The organism is Nocardioides sp. TRM66260-LWL, from assembly GCF_020075545.1.
Taxonomy (GTDB): Bacteria; Actinomycetota; Actinomycetes; order Propionibacteriales; family Nocardioidaceae; genus Nocardioides.
On the sequence record NZ_JAIQZK010000008.1, the window covers coordinates 99,085 to 115,009 of the forward strand.

Consider the following 15,925-nt stretch of genomic DNA (forward strand, 5'->3'; position numbering starts at 1 on the left):
CGGCGCGCGGGGTCGTCGGCGCTCAGAGCAGATCGGGGGCGGCGGCCAGCAGCGGCAGCGCCCGGCGCCACCGCTCGACGATCGCCGGGGTGCCCGCGCGCTCCTCGAGCAGCCCGGCGAGCCGGGATCCGGTGAGCAGGTCGATGCTGAACTGCACGAGGGTCGGGACGCGGGGGTCGGCGTCGCCGACCAGGGCGGTGACGCTGCGGTGCACCGTGCCGAAGAGCCGCTCCTGGACGGGCACCAGCGCGGCCCGCAGCTCGGCGTCGGTGCGGGCGGCGACCCAGAGCTCGAGCGCCGCGCTGAAGGCCGGGCTGCGCAGGTCGTCCCAGACGAGGTCGACCAGGGCGTCCCAGTCGGCGGGCCCGGCCGACCCGCTCGGCGCGGCGGCGAGCACGGCGAGCCGGCGTCCGGCGATGTCGTCGAGCACGCCGAGCATGAGCGCGGTGCGGGTCGGGAAGTGGTGCAGCAGCGTGCCCCGGGCGACGCCGGCGCGCTGCTGGACGGCGCCGAGCGTCGTGGCCGCGTACCCGCCGTCGAGCAGGCAGGCGAAGGCGGCGTCGACCAGGCGGGCGCGGGTGGAGGCCGAGCGCTCCTGCTGGGTGCGTCGGGGGGCGGCCACGGGCTCACGGTAGTGGCCGACCAGCGGATGGGACGGGCTTGCCCCGCGTCCTGCGGCACCGCAGACTACAAAACAGTCCGATCGGACGGTATGTCGCTGAGAGGTGCCCCATGACCCGTGATCGCTCCCCGCTCGACCGCCTCGCGCGCACGGTCCGCAGCCTGCCCGCGCAGGCCCGCGTGCTCGCGCCGGTGCTCGCGACGACCGCGCGGCTGGCCGTCGAGAGCCGGCTGCCGGCCGCGCTCGGCGGCGGGTCCACCGAGTCCGACGTCCCGCTCGAGGGCGCACCCGCCCTGCCTGCGCCGGCCGGCGTCGAGGGCTACGCCCGGCAGGTGAGCGCGCAGCGGCTCGTCCCGGCGCCTCCGGAGGCGGTCGCGGAGCTGCTCGCCGACCTCGAGCAGCGGCACGCCTGGCTGACCCTGCACGTCGGCTGGCGCGGCGAGCGTCCGGCGCGGCTGGACGCCGAGGCGGTCGGCGCCGAGCTGGTGGAGCAGATCCGGCTCATGGACATCCCCGCCCAGGCCCGCTGGCGGGTCGAGGCCGCCGGCCCCGACGGCTTCGCCCTGCGCGGCACCGGGCCGATGGGCATCACCGTCGGGCTGTGGGCGAGCCTCGCCGCCGCCGGCCCGGCGGGCACGGTGGTCCGGCTCGACGGCGCGCTGGACGGCCCGCCGGTCAAGGGGCCGGTCGGTCTCACGGCGGTGCGCAGCGTCGAGGTGGCGCTCGGGGAGTCGCTCGCCGCGCTCGCCGAGCTGCTCGACGCCGACGGCGTCGCGCGGCTGCGGGTGTCGGACGAGCCGGTGCTCCACGTGCGCACGGGCCGCCTGCTCGACCCGCGCACCCCGGTCGTGGTCGGGGTCGGCCAGGTGACCCAGCGCCAACCCGACCCGGACGCCGACCCGGTCGCGCTGGCGGTGCGCGCGCTGCGGGCGGCCGCCGCCGACGCGACCGCCGCCCTCGGCGCCGAGGCGCTGCTCGCCTCGGCCGACCTCGTCTACGCCGTGCCCAGCGCGTCCTGGACCTACGGCGACCAGGCCGGCCTGGTCGCGGCCGCGGTGGGGGCCGACGCCGCGGCCACCGTCCAGACCTCGCCCTACGGCGGCGACGGCGCCCAGCTCGCGCTCAACGACGCAGCCCAGCAGGTCGTCGACGGCGCCGCCCACGTGGTGCTGGTGTCGGGCGCCGAGGCCGGCGCCACGGTCTCGGCGCTCCAGCGGGACGGCCGCCAGCCCGACTGGACCCGCCAGCCGGACGACGCCGCGCCCGGCCGCGTCATCGGCGTCGACCGGCCGGCCAACCACGAGGCGGAGACCGCCGTCGGCCTCGGCGCCCCGATCTACGTCTACGCGCTCCTGGAGTCGGCGCTCGAGGGCGCCGCGGGCGACGCCGGGGTGGCGCCGGCCGAGCACCGGGCCGCGATCGCCGACCTGTGGGCGCGCTTCTCGCAGGTGGCCGCCGGCAACCCCCACGCCTGGGACCCCACCGCCCGCTCGGCCGCCGAGATCGGCACGCCCACGCCCGAGAACCGCGCCGTCAGCGGCCTCTACACGAAGCTGATGTGCGCCAACTTCACCGTCGACCTCGGCGCCGGCGTCGTCGTCATGTCGGCGGCCGCCGCGCAGGCCGCCGGCGTCCCGCAGGAGCGCTGGGTGTTCCTGCACGCCGGCGCCTCCGCCACCGACGAGTGGTTCGTCGCCGAGCGCGCCGACCTCGCCGCGTCCCCCGCGATCGCCGCGATCGGCGCGGCCGCGCTCGAGCACGCCGGCGTCACCGCCGCCGACCTCGGGCCGGTCGACCTCTACTCCTGCTTCCCGGCGGCGGTGCAGCTCGGGGCGCAGGCGCTCGGCCTGCCCTGGCAGGACCCGGCCCGTCCGCTCACGGTCACCGGCGGGCTCACCTTCGCCGGCGGGCCGGGCAACGACTACGGCACGCACGCGGTGGCCACGCTCGTCCCGCTGCTGCGGGAGCGACCCGACGAGATCGGGCTCTCCTCCTCGCTGGGCTGGTACGCCACCAAGCACGCGCTCGGCCTCTACTCCGCCACCCCGCCCGAGCGCCCGTTCGCGCACCTCAAGCCGGTCGTCGAGCGGCCCCCGGCGCGGCCGGTGCGCACCGAGCTCGAGGGCACCGGCGTCGTCGAGGCGCTCACGGTGCCGTACCGGCGCGACGGCTCCGCCGAGGGCGTCGTGCTGAGCGTGCTCACCGACGACGGCGCCCGCGTCCTGCTGCGCTCGGAGCACCCGGACGACGTGGCGCTCGCCGAGGCCGACGGGCTCCAGCGCCGCACGATCCGCTGGGAGCAGGGTCGGCCGGTGGTGGTCGACGAGACGCGTGCGCCGTTGCCCGAGCCGCCGCCCGCGCCGGTGCGCACCGAGCGTCACGGCCCCCGCGGCGAGGTGCTCGTCGTGACGCTCGACCGGCCGCACGTCCGCAACGCGGTCGACCGTCCGACCGCGCTGGCACTGGAGCGCGCGATCGACGACGCCGAGGCCGACGCCTCGGTGCGCGCGATCGTCCTGACGGGGGCCGGCGGCACCTTCTGCGCAGGGATGGACCTCGCCGGCGCCCACCGCGGCGAGATCCCCGTGACCGACCGACGCGGGCCGCTCGGACTGACCGCCGAGCCGCCGACGAAGCCCACGATCGCCGCCGTCGAGGGGCCCGCGCTGGCCGGAGGGTTCGAGCTCGCGCTCTGCGCCGACCTCGTCGTCGCGGCCGAGGACGCCGTCTTCGGGCTCCCCGAGGCCAAGCGCGGGCTGCTCGCCGCGGCCGGCGGGCTGTGGCGCACCGCGGTGCGGCTGCCCCGGCCGATCGCCCTGGAGCTCGCGCTGGTGGCCGACCCGCTGCCGGCCGCGCGGCTCGCCGAGCTCGGGCTGGTCAACCGGCTCGTGCCCGCGGGCACGGCGCTGGACGTCGCGCTCGACCTCGCGCTGCGGATCGCCGCGAACGCCCCCCTCTCGGTGAGCGTCGGCAAGCGGATCGTCGACGAGGCCCCCGGGTGGAGCGCCGAGGAGGGGTTCCAGCGGCAGAGCGAGCTGGCCTCCCCGGTGGTGCTGAGCGACGACGCGCGGGAAGGCGTCGCCGCCTTCGCCGAGAAGCGCGACCCGGTCTGGCGGGGACGGTGAGCGCCCCCGGCGCGGCGCGCGTCCGGGAGGCGGCGCTCGACCTGCGCGGCTCCGCGGCGGCGGCCGCCGTGCTGGTGCGCGAGCGGCTCGTCGAGCCGACCCGTCCGCTCGACACGCTGCGGACCGCCCGCGACACCGAGCGTCTCGGGCCCGTGGCCGCGGTCGTGCGGCGCGGCGCACGACGCCATCCCGACGCCGTCGCGCTCCTCGACGACGACGGCGAGCTGACCTACGGCGCCCTGGACGCGGCGTCCGAGGCGCTCGCGCAGGAGCTGCTGGCGGTGCTGCCCGAGGACCGTCCGCTCGGGGCGCCGTCGGTCGTCGGCCTGCTGGCCCGCGACCACCGTGGCGCGGTGGTCGCCCTGGGCGCGGCGGGGCTGGTCGGACTCCGCGTGGTGCTGCTCAACACCGGCTCCGCGGCGCCGCAGCTGGCCGCCGTGCTCGAGCGCGAGGGCGTGGCGCTGGTGCTGCACGACGAGGGCTCCGCCTCCGTCGTCGCCGAGGCGCTCGGGTCGTCCCCCGCACCGCGGCCGGGCGCGCTGCTGCTCGACGGCGCCGAGGGCTTCCTCGCCCGGGCGGCGGCCGACCCTCGCCGGCAGCGCTCGCCCCTGCCGCTCCCGCGTCGCTCCGGCGGGCTGGTGGTGATGACCAGCGGCACCACCGGGGTGCCCAAGGGCGCGCCCCGCGGACGCGTCTCGCCGCTGCAGAGCGCGCAGGTACTCGACCGGCTGCCGTTCCCCCGCGGCGGGACGGTCGTCATGGCCGCCCCGGTCTTCCACGGCACCGGGCTCTCCCAGCTCGTGCTGGCCCTGGCCGCGGGCTGCCGGGTGGTGCTGGCCCGACGCTTCGACGCCGCCCGCTGCCGCGACACCATCGCCGCCACCCGGGCGGACGCGCTCGTCCTGGTGCCGACGATGCTGCACCGCCTGCTCGCCCTCGACCCCGACCCGGCCGCACTCGCGTCCCTGACCCGGGTCTACGCGGCCGGCTCCGTCCTGCCCGCGGACCTGTGCCGGCGCACCCACGCCCTGCTCGGGCCGGTGCTGCACAACATGTACGGCTCCACGGAGGTGGGCGTCGCCGCGGTGGCGCGTCCCGACGAGCTCGCGCTCGCCCCCGGCTGCGTCGGACGCCCGCCCGCCGGCGCCCGCATTCGCGTGCTGGACGCCGACCGGCGGCCGGTGGCGCGCGGCGAGCGCGGCACGATCTTCGTGCGCAGCCTGCTCGCCTTCGGCGGGTACACCGACGGCTCCGGCAAGGAGGTCGTCGACGGCTACGTCTCCACCGGCGACGTCGGCCACGTCGACGCCCACGGGCTGCTCCACGTCGACGGCCGCGAGGACGACATGATCGTCTCCGGCGGGGAGAACGTGATGCCCGGTCGGGTCGAGGCGCTGCTGGCGGCGCACCCGGACGTCGACGAGGCCGTCGTGGTCGGGGTGCCGGACGAGGAGTTCGGGCAGCGGCTGCGCGCGGTCGTCGTGCCGCGTCCCGGTTCCGCTCCCGACCCCGACGCCCTGCGTGCGCTGGCCCGCGAGCGGCTCGCCCGCCACGAGGTGCCCCGCGAGGTCTGGATCGTCGACGTGCTCCCGCGCAACGCCACCGGCAAGGTGCTGCGGCGGCTGCTGGTGGCCGCCGCCTCCCCGGCCGACGTCGTCCCGCCGGGCTGATCGAGGCGACTGGTCAGGGGAATCTGGACGTTGTCAGGGGAAACTTCCCCTGACAACGTCCGGTTTCCCCGGATATCCGGGGATTCCTGCGCTGGTCAGCCGACGGCAGCCCCGCGCCGGACGGCGGCGTGCCGCCCGGCGCGTCGGCCGAAGAAGGAGCCCTCGCCGAGCTGGGTGCCGGAGCAGTAGCCGGCGCCGTCCTGGGCGATGTTGGAGGCGCAGGCGCCGGCGGCGTAGAGGCCCTCGATCACGGTGCCGTCGGGGCGGCGGGCCTGGCCGTCGAGGGTGGTGGCGATGCCGCCGAGGGTGAACCCGGCGTAGAGGGCCTCGCCGAGGGCGAGGCTGTAGACGCCCCAGGGGCCCTCGGTCTGGGGGGCGAGCCAGTCGGGGTGCTTGCCGAAGTCGGGGTCCTCGCCGCGGGCGGCGTGCTCGTCGTAGCGCGCCATGGTGGCGACGAGCGACCCGGCGGGCAGATCGAGGGCGGTCTCGATCTCCTCGATCGTGTCGAACCCGTCGACGAGCTTGGCCAGCGGCATGCCGCGCTCGCCCATGTGGGCGCTGTCGGCGATGAGGTACGCGGTCGCGTCGCGCTGGTGCATGACGTGGTAGGAGGTGCGGGAGTGGTAGGAGTCCTCGGCGACGAACCGCTGCCCGTCCTTGTTGACGATCACCCCCTTGACCAGGCTGGAGGGCGGGTAGAACGGCGCGGTGATGAACGGCTGGTCCATGTGCTTGAGCTCGGCGCCGGCCGAGGCGCCCAGGCGGATGCCGAGCCCGTCGTCGTAGGTGGAGCCGAGGGTGAACAGCTTCGACCCCAGTGCCGGGGTGTGGGCGGCGACCATGTCGGCGTTCATGACGAACCCGCCGGCCGCGATCACGACGGCGTCCGCGGCGAGCACGCCGGTCTCCTCGAAGCGTCGCCAGGCGACGCCGCGGACCCGCCCCTCGCCGTCGAGGACGAGGTTGGTCGCCCCGGTCTCGTAGCGGACCTCGACGCCGGCCTCGGCGCAGCGGTCGCGCAGCAGGTCGACGACGATCCGGGCGCCCTCGGTGTCGCCGGGCACGGGGACCTTGTGGCCGCGCGGTGCGGGGCGGGCCAGATCGCGGTAGGGGTGCACCTTCTCGTTGCCGGTGTACATCAGGCCCTCGGTGCCGGGCTGGATGACCGCCTTGTGCGGGTAGTACGAGCGCTCGAACTCGAACCCGAGGGCCTCGAGCCACTCGAAGTGCTCGACCGAGCCGTCGCAGTAGGCGCGGATCTTGTCGTGCTCGGGGTCGCGGCTGGTCGCGACGAGGTAGGCGTACATGTCGTCGGGGGTGTCCTCGTGCCCGGTCGCCCTCTGCACCGCGGTGCCGCCGCCGAGGTAGAAGTGACCGCCGGCCATGCAGGTCGTGCCGCCGTGCACCGCGGCCCGCTCCAGGATCAGCGTGCGGGCTCCGGCCCGGGCGGCCTCCAGCGCCGCGCAGCCGCCCGCGATCCCGAACCCCACGACGATCACGTCGTAGCGCTCGACGTCGGGGGGCAGCGTGTCGGCCGGGACGACGGACGGGATCGTGGTGCCGCTCATGGCACCAATCTAGAACACGTTCCAGTTCTGCGCGACGGAAGGCCGCGGCGTCCTGCTCGCTAGGCTGAGCCCCCACAGCCGGCCAGCGCCACCCGAGAGGTGACATGACCTTCGACGTCCACCAGCTCGACCAGTTCGTGCTGTGGGGCGCCGCGGTCACCCTCGCCGCCGTCCTCGCCGTGCGCGTCACCGCGCGCGCCGGACTCCCGAGCCTCCTGCTCTACCTGCTCATGGGCGTCGCGCTGGGGGAGTCGGGGCTCGGCATCCCCTTCGAGGACGCCGAGCTGGCCCATGCCCTGGGCTTCGCCGCGCTGGTGCTGATCCTCGCCGAGGGCGGTCTGACGACGTCCTGGCGCGCCATGCGGCCGTCGGTCCGCCTCGGTGCGTCGCTCGCGACGGTCGGCGTCGCGGTCTCGGTGGCGGTGATGGCGGTGGCGGGTCACGTCGTGCTGGGGCTGTCGTGGCAGCTCTCGATCCTCCTCGGCGCGGTCTGCTCGCCCACCGACGCCGCCGCCGTGTTCTCGGTGCTGCGCGTGGTGCCGCTGCCCCGCCGGATCATCGGCGCCCTCGAGGCGGAGTCCGGCCTCAACGACGCCCCGACCGTGGTGCTGGTGACCCTGGTCGCCTCCGGCGCCGCCCTGGACCAGCCGGCCTGGGCGATCGGCGCCCTCGTCGTCTACGAGCTGCTGGCGGGTCTGGCGCTCGGGCTGCTGCTCGGCGCGGGCGGCGCCTGGGTGCTGCGGCGCGCGGCGCTGCCGGCCTCGGGGCTCTACCCGATCGCCGTCCTCAGCCTCGCCCTCCTCGCCTACGGCATCGCCGCCGCGCTGCACGCGAGCGGGTTCGCCGCCGTGTACGTCGCCGCGCTCGTGCTCGGCAACTCCGAGCTGCCGCACCGCGGCGCCACCCGCTCCTTCTCCGAGGGCATCGCCTGGCTCGCCCAGATCGGGCTCTTCGTCATGCTCGGCCTGCTGCTCTCGCCCGGACGCATCACGCTCGAGGTGGTCGGTCTGGCGCTCGTCGCCGGGCTCGTCCTCACGCTGGTGGCGCGTCCGCTCTCGGTGCTGGCCAGCGCCGTCGTCCGTCCCATGCGCTGGCCCGATCTCGCCTTCCTCTCCTATGCGGGCCTGCGCGGCGCGGTGCCGATCGTGCTGATGACGATCCCGCTCGCCGAGGGCGTTCCCGGCTCGGAGCGCCTGTTCGACCTGGTCTTCGTCATGGTCGTCGTCTTCACCCTGATCACCGGGCCCACGCTGCCGCTGGTCGCCCGGGTGCTGCGCGTCGCCCGACGCTCCGAGCCCCGCGACCTGGACCTCGAGGCGGCGCCGCTCGAGCGGATCGCCGCCGACCTGCTGCAGATCACCATCAGCCCGGCGTCCCGCCTGCACGGCGTCGAGGTCGGCGAGCTGCGGCTGCCGCCCGGGGCCTCGGTGTCCCTGGTCATCCGCGACGGCCAGGCGCTCGTGCCCGAGCACCGCACCGTGCTGCGTCGCGGCGACGACCTGCTGGTCGTGACCGCGCGCAAGGAGCGCGAGCGCACCGAGCGCCGGCTGCGCGAGGTCAGCCGCCACGGTCGGCTGGCGCGGTGGTCGCGGCCCGAGCGGACGGCCGCGGGCGCCGTCGGCGGGATCGGCGCTCCGGGGGCCCCGGCCGCGGGACCTCGCAGCGGTCCGCGCCCCGGACGCGGGGCCTGGCCCCGCCGCCGGTCCTAGGCCCGTCCGCCGGACGTCAGCCGTCGCCGCAGACGCGAACGGCCTTGGTCGCCCGCAGCGACGAGCGGGCGGTGCCGAGCTCCCCGTCGAAGCCTGGACCGACGACGACGATCACCCCGGCCGCCTGGGGCGCGCCGGCCGGCGGGAGCACGGCCTGGGTGGCGTCGGGAAGGGCCGAGAGCACCAGACGCGTCTCGAGCGATTCGGGCTCGGCGCTCCAGACCGTCACCGGCGCCTGGCCGTCGCCGGAGTTGCCGGCGCTCCCGCGCTGGAAGCCCTGGGCCACGAGGGCGTCGAGCGCGCTGCCTGCGGAGCCTCCCGGCGCGCCGGCGTTGAGCACCGAGACGGTGACGTCGCTCGGACGCACGGTCGGACCCGTCGGCCGGCGGACGGTGCGGCAGGCGGGCGTCGCGTCGCCCGACCCCGGGCCGGCGGCGTCGCCCGCGGAGCCGCCGGAGCCGCCGGAGCCGCCGAAGGGAGCGGTGAGCGCGGAGACGCCCCACAGGAAGCCCGCGACCGTCAGCGCGAGCAGGACGAGCAGGATCGTCGCGGTGCGGCCGGTGGGACCCAGGCCGCTCCCGCCCGGGGTCGGGTCGGAGTGCGAGCCGCTCACGAGGCGTCCTCGAGGACGCGCACGCGCGCGTGGAGCACCGTGCGTTGCTGCAGGGCTGCTCGGAGCGCGCGGTGCAGTCCGTCCTCCAGGTAGAGCTCGCCGCGCCAGGCGACGACGTGGGCGAAGAGATCGCCGTAGAAGGTCGACTCGGAGTCGAGGAGGGCAGCCAGCTGCAGGGTGTCCTTGGTGGTGATCAGCTGGTCGAGGCGCACCTGCCGGGGCGGGAGGGCCGCCCAGTCCCGCGGCGCCATGCCGTGGTCCGGGTAGGGGCGACCCTCCCCGACGCCCTTGAAGATCACGACCGGACTATAACGACGCGATCGCCCGGGGCGCCGTGCTCGTGCACAGGTCGCCGCGGGTCCCGCGTCGGGCCGGGGTCGCGGTCGGTCAGGCCGTCCAGCGCAGCGAGTCGTCGATGAGGTCGGCGAAGCCGTTGATGCCGCGCAGGTCCTCGCGGTCGGCCATCAGGCGGGCGAGCGCCTGGGAGTGACGGGTCCTCAGGTCGGTGGGCGGCGTGGGCAGGGTGGCGTGGTCGCGCGTGGCGCTGGTGGGGTTCTCCATCGGTGCCTCCGGGTGCGTGGGTGGTCGGTGAACTCATCGTGGGCCGCCCGCATGGCGGGGCGGTTGAGAGCCGGTTACAGGCGGTTTTCGTCGTGTGTGACGGCGAGCACGCGTAGGTTGCGGCTGTGACCCAGACCACCTCCCCCCGGATCGACCTCCAGGACGATCGCGACGCGATCGCCCGGCTCAAGTACCGCTACCTGCGGACCCTCGACACCAAGCAGTGGGACGCCTTCGAGGAGTGCTTCCTCCCCGAGGCGACCGGCGACTACAACGGCCTGACCTTCGCCAGCCGCGACGAGCTCGTCGGCTACATGCGCGCCCAGCTCGGCGAGGGCCTGATCACGCTGCACCAGGCCCACCACCCCGAGATCGAGGTGGACGGCGACACCGCCATCGGGCACTGGTACCTACAGGACAAGGTGATCGTCGAGGCCTTCCGCTTCATGCTCGAGGGCGCCGCGCTCTACGAGGACCGCTACGTGCGCACGCCCGACGGCTGGCGCATCGCGCACACCGGGTACCGGCGCACCTACGAGGCCACGATGAGCCTCGACGACCTGCCGAGCTTCAAGGTGAGCGCCCCGGGGACGCACACCCACGTCTGAGGTCGTCGCCGGCCCCGTCGACGTCGGTGCCCGGGCCCGTCCCGATCGTCACCGCGGGGTGGGCCGGTCGGTGCAGGCGTCCCTCGGGTCCGAGGGCCCCGAGGGGCCCGAGGTCGAGCGTCCACCAGCCGGGGGCGGGTCGCGTGCGGTCCGCCCCTCCCCCCACGACGAGGGTGGCCCACGCCGCGGCACCGGGTGATCGGAGTCGGAGCAGGGAGCGCAGCAGGGCGGGCGTCGGCTCGTCGGCCAGCACCAGCAGCCTCGGGTGCGCCGGCGGCCCCCCGCCGTCCTCGGGACCGATCGGTCGGGTCTCGAGGTGGCGGACGATCTCGGCGATCCGTGCCTCGGCGGCCGCGGGATCCTGCTCGTCCGCGTCGAGCCAGGGGACGCACAGCTCCGGCGGCGCTGGGCCGGCCGCCGCGCCGCCGACCCGCAGCATCCGCCAGGCGGTACCGCGATCGACGGCGCGTCGAACCAGCAGATCGAGGCAGTCCGCGCGGGCGGAGCGAGCTCCCCGGACCAGCAGGGGGGCCAGGAGCCGCACCAGCTGCGGTCCCGCAGGGGTGGCGGCGACGCCGAGGAGGAGGGCCGCGCCTTGGAGGTCGGCCCGGGCGGCCACGCGCTGCCGGCCGGGGGCGACCGCCGAGCGGCTCGGCGTCGGCGTCTCCAGGTGATCGGGCCAGGCGTCCCGCACGCTCCGGGCCATCCGCGCCTCGTCGGCGGTCGATCCCGGGCAGGCGAGCAGCACGTCGTGACCCTCGACGTCGAGTCCGCGGCCCGGCCGGTCGCGGGGGACGTCCCCCGCGCGGCGTCGATCGACGCCGGACTCGCCCGGATCGCCCAGCCGCAGCTCGGCGAGGAGCCGCAGGCGGTCGCGGACGGCCGGGCGCAGGTCCGACCAGCGGGCGGCGCCGACCGCGCAGCGCAGGCCGCGCGCCGGATCGGCCGTCGGCAGGCCGCGCAGGACCTCGGCGACCGGCGGGGCGAGCGCGTCGAGGCGGCCCCAGCCGTCGACCACGACGAGCAGGTCCGGCCGATCGTCCGCGCCGTCGCCGGCGCGGGCGCGCATCTCCTCCCGGAGTCGGGCGGCGAGCTCGTCGAGCGCCTCCGGCTCGTCGGCCCGTGCGCGCAGGGTCACGTGCGGGAGGTCCCGGAGCGGATCGAGCCCGCGCCCTGCCAGGTCGACGAGCACCACCTGCAGCGATCGGGGTGCGCGGTGCAGCACGTGCGCCCAGGCGATCGAGCGCAGAGCGGTGCTGACGCCGGAGCCCGCGCCGCCGACGACCAGCAGGTGACGTCCCCGGTCGAGATCGATCTCGAGTCGCTCGAGCCGCCGGCCGCGCGGGCGTTCGCGGACTCCCACGGCGACGATCCCGGTGGGGGCGGTGTCGGTGTCGGGGCCGTCGGGCCGCTCGGTCGGGGCGTCCGGGTCGAGCAGGTCGAGCAGCGGGAGGGGCCCGATGAGCTCGGCCGTCCAGATCGGCGCGCTCCGCCGTGGATGAGAGCCAGCCGTCGACCGCAGCCTCTGCTCCCAGGCGACGAGGTGGCCGGCGTCGGACGGGGCGGCCCCGAGCGGGCGACTCCGCACGGTGCGGGTGGGCGCCGGCCGGGGGCGGGTCAGGTCGAGGCTGCGGAACGGGCGGACGACCCCGTCCGCCCGCAGCAGTCCGTGGCCGGGGGCCCGCGGCAGCCGCGCGGCGTCGGGGAGGCCGAGCACGGCGCGCGACTCGGTCTCGGAGAAGGTGCGCAGGGCGATGCGGTACGAGAGGTGGGCCTCGAGACCGTGGAGGCGGCCCTCCTCCCAGCGCTGGGTCGAGACGAGCAGGTGGATGCCGAGCGACCGTCCGACCCGACCGAGCGCGGTCAGCACGTCCAGCAGGTCGGGACGGGCGACCAGGAGCTCTCCGAGCTCGTCGACGACGAGCAGCAGGCGGGGCGGCGGGGGGCCGTGCACGAGCGTCGTCTCTGGCGTCCACGCCCCGAGGGACGGGAGGCGGCCGGCGTCGCTGAGCCGCTGCTGCCGCTCCGCGACCTCGGTGGTCAACGCCGAGGCCAGGCGATCGACGAGGGCGAGGTCGCCGGCCAGGTTGGTCGCCAGCCCGGCCACGTGGGGCAGGCCTACGAGATCGGCGAAGGCGGCGCCCCCCTTGAAGTCGATCAGCCCGAGCGCGAGGCGCTCGGGCGGATGGGACGCCGCCAGGTCGAGCACGAGGCTCCGCAGGAGCGCGGACTTGCCGGATCCGGTGGCGCCGACCAGGAGCCCGTGCGGTCCCTGACCGCCGTCGGCCGCCTCCCGCAGGTCCAGCGTCACCGGGGATCCGGCCGGGTCGAGGCCGAGCATCACCTCCAGCCGCGGCAGGCCCTGCGCCCGACGGTCTCGGTGGCCGACCCCGCCCACCCGTGCCAGGCCCCGAGCCGCCCGCTCCGCGGCGGCGCGATCGAGGAACGGCTCGTCCACCTGCGACGCAGGGCCGGTCGGATCGACCCGGAGGACGGTCGTCGACGGCCCCGCGGCACGCAGGACCTCTGCGGGGTCGTCGCCCGCCTCGACCACCAGCAGCAGGTGGACGTCGCGGGGGAGCGCCGCAGCGGCCTCGGACGCCTCGGGGGAGGCCGCACGGGCATGGGGCAGCCACGCCGTCCAGCGCCACGCCTCGCGCGCGGCCTCGTCCCCGGCCAGCACCGCGATGCGGAGCCGGTCGGGCGGATGGCGACGGGCCGCGTCGACGACGATCGCCCGCGCTCGGCCGCGAGCACCTGCACCGCTCGTGACCAGGCGCTCGGTGGTGCGGAGGTCCGCCAGCCGCGGCAGGCGGCGCCCCGGCAGCCGCAGCGCTCGCTCCAGGGCGTGCAGGCAGCCGGGGTCGACGTCGGGCGGCACCGCGGGTCGGGCCGGGTGCTCGTCCTCGAGCCCGGTGCCGACCACGACCGGCAGGGACTCGTCCGCCATCGCGGGCTCGCAGCCAGCTCCGCTGTCACGTGCGGTGCGCCACTGCTCGAGCGCGGCCCGGTAGTCGCCGCGCAGCCGCTCGAGCCGGCGCCGCCGCGCGGCACGGGATCGCCCGAGCTGCGCACCCACGAGGACGGCGGCCGTCAGGAGCGTGACCCCGAGGAGCGGCAGCATGCGACCGCCCCGACCCGCGACCAGGGCGAGCGAGCCGGTGCCGGCGAGGAGGGGGAGCGCGCCCATCAGCGCGAGCGCCGGCCCGTCGCGCTCGGGGGCGCTCGGGGGAGCCGGCGGCGACGGGTCGGACGCCCGGGCGTCGGGGCGGGCGGCGCTGATGGCTGGTGGCATGGGCATCTCCGGGGAGCAGGGACCCCCACGCTCGCCCTGCCCCGCGGCCCGACGCCACCGGGCCCCGCGATCTGGGGATCGCCCCGTTCCGACCTCGCCTGTGAGCGACAGGTGGCGATCTGCGGCGGCCCTGGGGACGACGGGATGCGCCGGTGTCGTCGAACGACGAGCGTGAGCGGCCCGGAGCGCATCGCCCGGCCCGTCGAGGAGGTCCCCATGTCCCATCCCGTCCCGTCCCTGCCGTCCGGCGGCGATCTCGTCGTCGGCGAGCACGCCCTCTCGCGGGCGGCCACGCTCGTGACCGCCGCCCACCACGACCTGGTCGCGATCGGCCGGGGCCTGGAGGCCGACGTCGAGACGCTGCGGTCGCACTGGTCCGGCGCCGGCGCGACCGCCTTCCAGGCGCTCGCCCGGGCGTGGAGCGAACGTCACGCCCGGGTCGTGGCCGCCCTCGACGGGCTCGAGGCGGGTCTGCGCTCGACCGAGCAGCAGGTCACCGAGGCCGATCAGCAGCAGGCCGCGTCGCTGGCGGCGCTCCACAGCGCGCTCGGCTGACCCCCGATCCATCCGCCACCCACCGTCCCACCGCTGAGGAGAGAACCATGACCATCGACGGCATCCACGTCCGTCACGCCGGCGTCGCGGCCGGCGCCGCCGACCTCGCCCGCACCGTCCGTCGGCTCGAGGAGCGCCTGCAGCGACTCGAGGCGGACCTCGCGCCGCTGCGCGCCGGGTGGGACGGCGAGGCCCGGTCCGCCTACGACGCCGCGAAGGCCGCGTGGGATCGCGCGATGGACGACCTGCGCGCCCTCCTGGCCGCGACGGGGTCCGCCGTCGCGACCGCCGACGCCGAGTACGCGGCGGCCGATCGGCGCGGCGCGGGCCTGTTCGGCTGAGATCGGGACGCCGTGAGCGCGCTGGCGGGTCTGTGGGAGGAGTCGCGGTCCCGCGTCCTGCCCGTGTCGATCGTGGCCGGAGCGGTCCGGGCCGATCTCGAGTTGGATGCCGAGCTGCCGGTCGGCGAGCTGCTGGTCGAGCTCCTCGAGCGACTCGACTGCGCCGTGCCTATCGAGGACGCCCGCCTGCTCCCGGCGATCGGCGGCGCGCTCCGCGAGGACGCCGGCCTGCGCGACCAGGGCGTGCTGCCGGGGGCGGTGCTCAGCCTGGTCGGCAGCGCCGAGGCGAGTCCGCGGCTGCGGCGACCGCTGGACCCGGTCGCGTCGATCGGGCTGGTCGTCGACCGGCTCGAGCCCCCCTGGTCGGCGAGGGCGACGCGCTCGGCGCTCCTGGCGACCGCGGTGCTGGCCGCCACCGCCGCGCTCGCCGCGACGTACGCCGCCCGCGCGACGGCGGACGTCGATGCCGCAGCAGGCGTGGCCCTCGCCGGACTCGGCGCGGGCGGCCTGGTCGCGCTGCTCCTCGGCCGACGGCTCCCGGGTGGAGCCGGGCGGATCGACGGACCGGTCACGCGGGGCGTCGCCGGAGGGCTGCTCGTCGCCGGCGTCGCGGTCGCGCTCGGCCACGCGCTCGGCGCGATCCGGAGCGCACCACCCGCCACGACCGCGGCCGTGCTGGTCGGGCTGGCGCTGGCCTGCGGACTCGGCGAGACGGGTCTGGGCGCGCGCCTCGTCCGACTGCTCGACGCCGATCCGACCGTCGACCCGACGGCGGCCGTCGAGGGGATGCGGGGCCTGCTGGCGTCGGCGGCGACGGCCCAGGCCGCCGTCGTGGTCGTCTCGGCGCCGCCGATCGTCGTCGGCGGCGGTGGTCCGGGTCTCCTCCTGGCCGGGTGCGCCGCCGTCGTGCTGTGCGGGCGGGCGGCGAGCGGCGGGGGCCGCTCGCTCGAGGCGATCCGGGCGTCCTCGTCCCTGCTGGTCGCCGTCGCGGCGACGACCTCCTGGGCGGCATCACGGCCGGCTGGCTCGCTGGCGTCCACGCTCGGCGTCCTCGCGCTGGGCACTGGCCTCCTGGCGGCGGGCGATCCGCTCGGCGCCCGGCGCCGGATCCGGCGCGCGGGGCTCGTGGCCACCGTCGCGATCGCGCCCCTCGTGGTCCTGACGGTCGTGACGGTCCTGACCTCCCCGACCGGCGCGGGCCCGCGGTGAGCGAGCAGCCCGCGGTCGGCGAGGTGCTCGCGGCGCTGCGCGACGAGCG

Annotated in this window: 13 protein-coding genes; 7 read left to right on the forward strand and 6 right to left on the reverse strand. The window is 76.9% G+C overall.

Annotation, left to right across the window (positions count from 1 at the left end):
- Nucleotides 1–22: 22 nt before the first annotated feature.
- Nucleotides 23–622 (reverse strand): TetR/AcrR family transcriptional regulator, encoded by a 600-nt coding sequence (locus tag K8Z61_RS16230; protein WP_224131047.1) that lies wholly within the window; start codon nucleotides 620–622, stop codon nucleotides 23–25.
- Nucleotides 623–732: 110 nt separating this feature from the next.
- Here K8Z61_RS16230 and K8Z61_RS16235 point away from each other — a divergent pair, with 110 nt between their 5' ends.
- A complete protein-coding gene (locus K8Z61_RS16235) occupies nucleotides 733–3,747 on the forward strand; it encodes a crotonase/enoyl-CoA hydratase family protein (protein WP_224131049.1) in 3,015 nt (1,004 codons plus the stop codon).
- Entirely contained in the window at nucleotides 3,744–5,417 is a 1,674-nt protein-coding gene (locus K8Z61_RS16240; RefSeq protein ID WP_224131050.1) for an AMP-binding protein, read from the forward strand. Before K8Z61_RS16235 ends, K8Z61_RS16240 begins: the two co-directional genes overlap by 4 nt.
- A 95-nt stretch (nucleotides 5,418–5,512) precedes the next feature.
- On the opposite strand, the gene K8Z61_RS16245 is transcribed toward K8Z61_RS16240, so the two are convergent.
- Entirely contained in the window at nucleotides 5,513–6,985 is a 1,473-nt protein-coding gene (locus K8Z61_RS16245; RefSeq protein WP_224131051.1) for an FAD-binding protein, read from the reverse strand.
- A gap of 104 nt (nucleotides 6,986–7,089) precedes the next feature.
- Here K8Z61_RS16245 and K8Z61_RS16250 point away from each other — a divergent pair, with 104 nt between their 5' ends.
- Nucleotides 7,090–8,694 carry a potassium/proton antiporter gene (locus tag K8Z61_RS16250; protein WP_224131052.1) on the forward strand — a complete coding sequence of 535 codons (1,605 nt, stop codon included), beginning with the start codon at nucleotides 7,090–7,092 and terminating at the stop codon, nucleotides 8,692–8,694.
- Nucleotides 8,695–8,710: 16 nt separating this feature from the next.
- Here K8Z61_RS16250 and K8Z61_RS16255 read toward each other — a convergent pair whose 3' ends face one another.
- The 3 genes from K8Z61_RS16255 to K8Z61_RS16265 all read right to left on the reverse strand — a co-directional run bounded on the left by K8Z61_RS16255 (nucleotide 8,711) and on the right by K8Z61_RS16265 (nucleotide 9,868).
- On the reverse strand, nucleotides 8,711–9,307 hold the full coding sequence (locus K8Z61_RS16255; protein WP_224131053.1) for a LytR C-terminal domain-containing protein: 597 nt from the start codon (nucleotides 9,305–9,307) through the stop codon (nucleotides 8,711–8,713).
- On the reverse strand, nucleotides 9,304–9,606 hold the full coding sequence (locus K8Z61_RS16260) for a type II toxin-antitoxin system VapB family antitoxin (RefSeq protein ID WP_224131054.1): 303 nt from the start codon (nucleotides 9,604–9,606) through the stop codon (nucleotides 9,304–9,306). The genes K8Z61_RS16255 and K8Z61_RS16260 overlap by 4 nt, the downstream gene beginning before the upstream one ends.
- 88 nt (nucleotides 9,607–9,694) lie before the next feature.
- Nucleotides 9,695–9,868: a hypothetical protein gene (locus K8Z61_RS16265; RefSeq protein ID WP_224131056.1), complete on the reverse strand. Its 174-nt coding sequence runs from the start codon at nucleotides 9,866–9,868 to the stop codon at nucleotides 9,695–9,697.
- Nucleotides 9,869–9,993: 125 nt separating this feature from the next.
- Here K8Z61_RS16265 and K8Z61_RS16270 point away from each other — a divergent pair, with 125 nt between their 5' ends.
- Nucleotides 9,994–10,476: a nuclear transport factor 2 family protein gene (locus K8Z61_RS16270; protein WP_224131057.1), complete on the forward strand. Its 483-nt coding sequence runs from the start codon at nucleotides 9,994–9,996 to the stop codon at nucleotides 10,474–10,476.
- Here the strand turns inward: K8Z61_RS16270 and K8Z61_RS16275 are convergent.
- Nucleotides 10,439–13,771 carry an FtsK/SpoIIIE domain-containing protein gene (locus tag K8Z61_RS16275; RefSeq protein WP_224131058.1) on the reverse strand — a complete coding sequence of 1,111 codons (3,333 nt, stop codon included), beginning with the start codon at nucleotides 13,769–13,771 and terminating at the stop codon, nucleotides 10,439–10,441. The two genes, K8Z61_RS16270 and K8Z61_RS16275, sit on opposite strands and share 38 nt — an antisense overlap.
- Nucleotides 13,772–13,987: 216 nt before the next feature.
- On the opposite strand from K8Z61_RS16275, the gene K8Z61_RS16280 reads away from it, so the two are divergent.
- From K8Z61_RS16280 to K8Z61_RS16290, 3 genes are read left to right on the forward strand one after another with little or no spacing between them, the layout of a single operon-like run.
- Nucleotides 13,988–14,326 carry a WXG100 family type VII secretion target gene (locus K8Z61_RS16280; protein WP_224131059.1) on the forward strand — a complete coding sequence of 113 codons (339 nt, stop codon included), beginning with the start codon at nucleotides 13,988–13,990 and terminating at the stop codon, nucleotides 14,324–14,326.
- 47 nt (nucleotides 14,327–14,373) lie between these two features.
- Nucleotides 14,374–14,667 carry a WXG100 family type VII secretion target gene (locus K8Z61_RS16285; protein WP_224131060.1) on the forward strand — a complete coding sequence of 98 codons (294 nt, stop codon included), beginning with the start codon at nucleotides 14,374–14,376 and terminating at the stop codon, nucleotides 14,665–14,667.
- Nucleotides 14,668–14,679: 12 nt separating this feature from the next.
- Nucleotides 14,680–15,876 carry an EsaB/YukD family protein gene (locus K8Z61_RS16290; RefSeq protein ID WP_224131062.1) on the forward strand — a complete coding sequence of 399 codons (1,197 nt, stop codon included), beginning with the start codon at nucleotides 14,680–14,682 and terminating at the stop codon, nucleotides 15,874–15,876.
- Nucleotides 15,877–15,925 lie beyond the last annotated feature (49 nt).

Excerpts from the sequence above, each read along its gene's own strand:
- K8Z61_RS16235 (WP_224131049.1), top strand. The coding sequence starts at position 733 with ATGACCCGTGATCGCTCCCCGCTCGACCGCCTCGCGCGCACGGTCCGC.
- K8Z61_RS16245 (WP_224131051.1), bottom strand. The coding sequence starts at position 6,985 with ATGAGCGGCACCACGATCCCGTCCGTCGTCCCGGCCGACACGCTGCCC.
- K8Z61_RS16250 (WP_224131052.1), top strand. The coding sequence starts at position 7,090 with ATGACCTTCGACGTCCACCAGCTCGACCAGTTCGTGCTGTGGGGCGCC.
- K8Z61_RS16265 (WP_224131056.1), bottom strand. The coding sequence starts at position 9,868 with ATGGAGAACCCCACCAGCGCCACGCGCGACCACGCCACCCTGCCCACG.
- K8Z61_RS16275 (WP_224131058.1), bottom strand. The coding sequence starts at position 13,771 with ATGCCACCAGCCATCAGCGCCGCCCGCCCCGACGCCCGGGCGTCCGAC.
- K8Z61_RS16280 (WP_224131059.1), top strand. The coding sequence starts at position 13,988 with ATGTCCCATCCCGTCCCGTCCCTGCCGTCCGGCGGCGATCTCGTCGTC.
- K8Z61_RS16285 (WP_224131060.1), top strand. The coding sequence starts at position 14,374 with ATGACCATCGACGGCATCCACGTCCGTCACGCCGGCGTCGCGGCCGGC.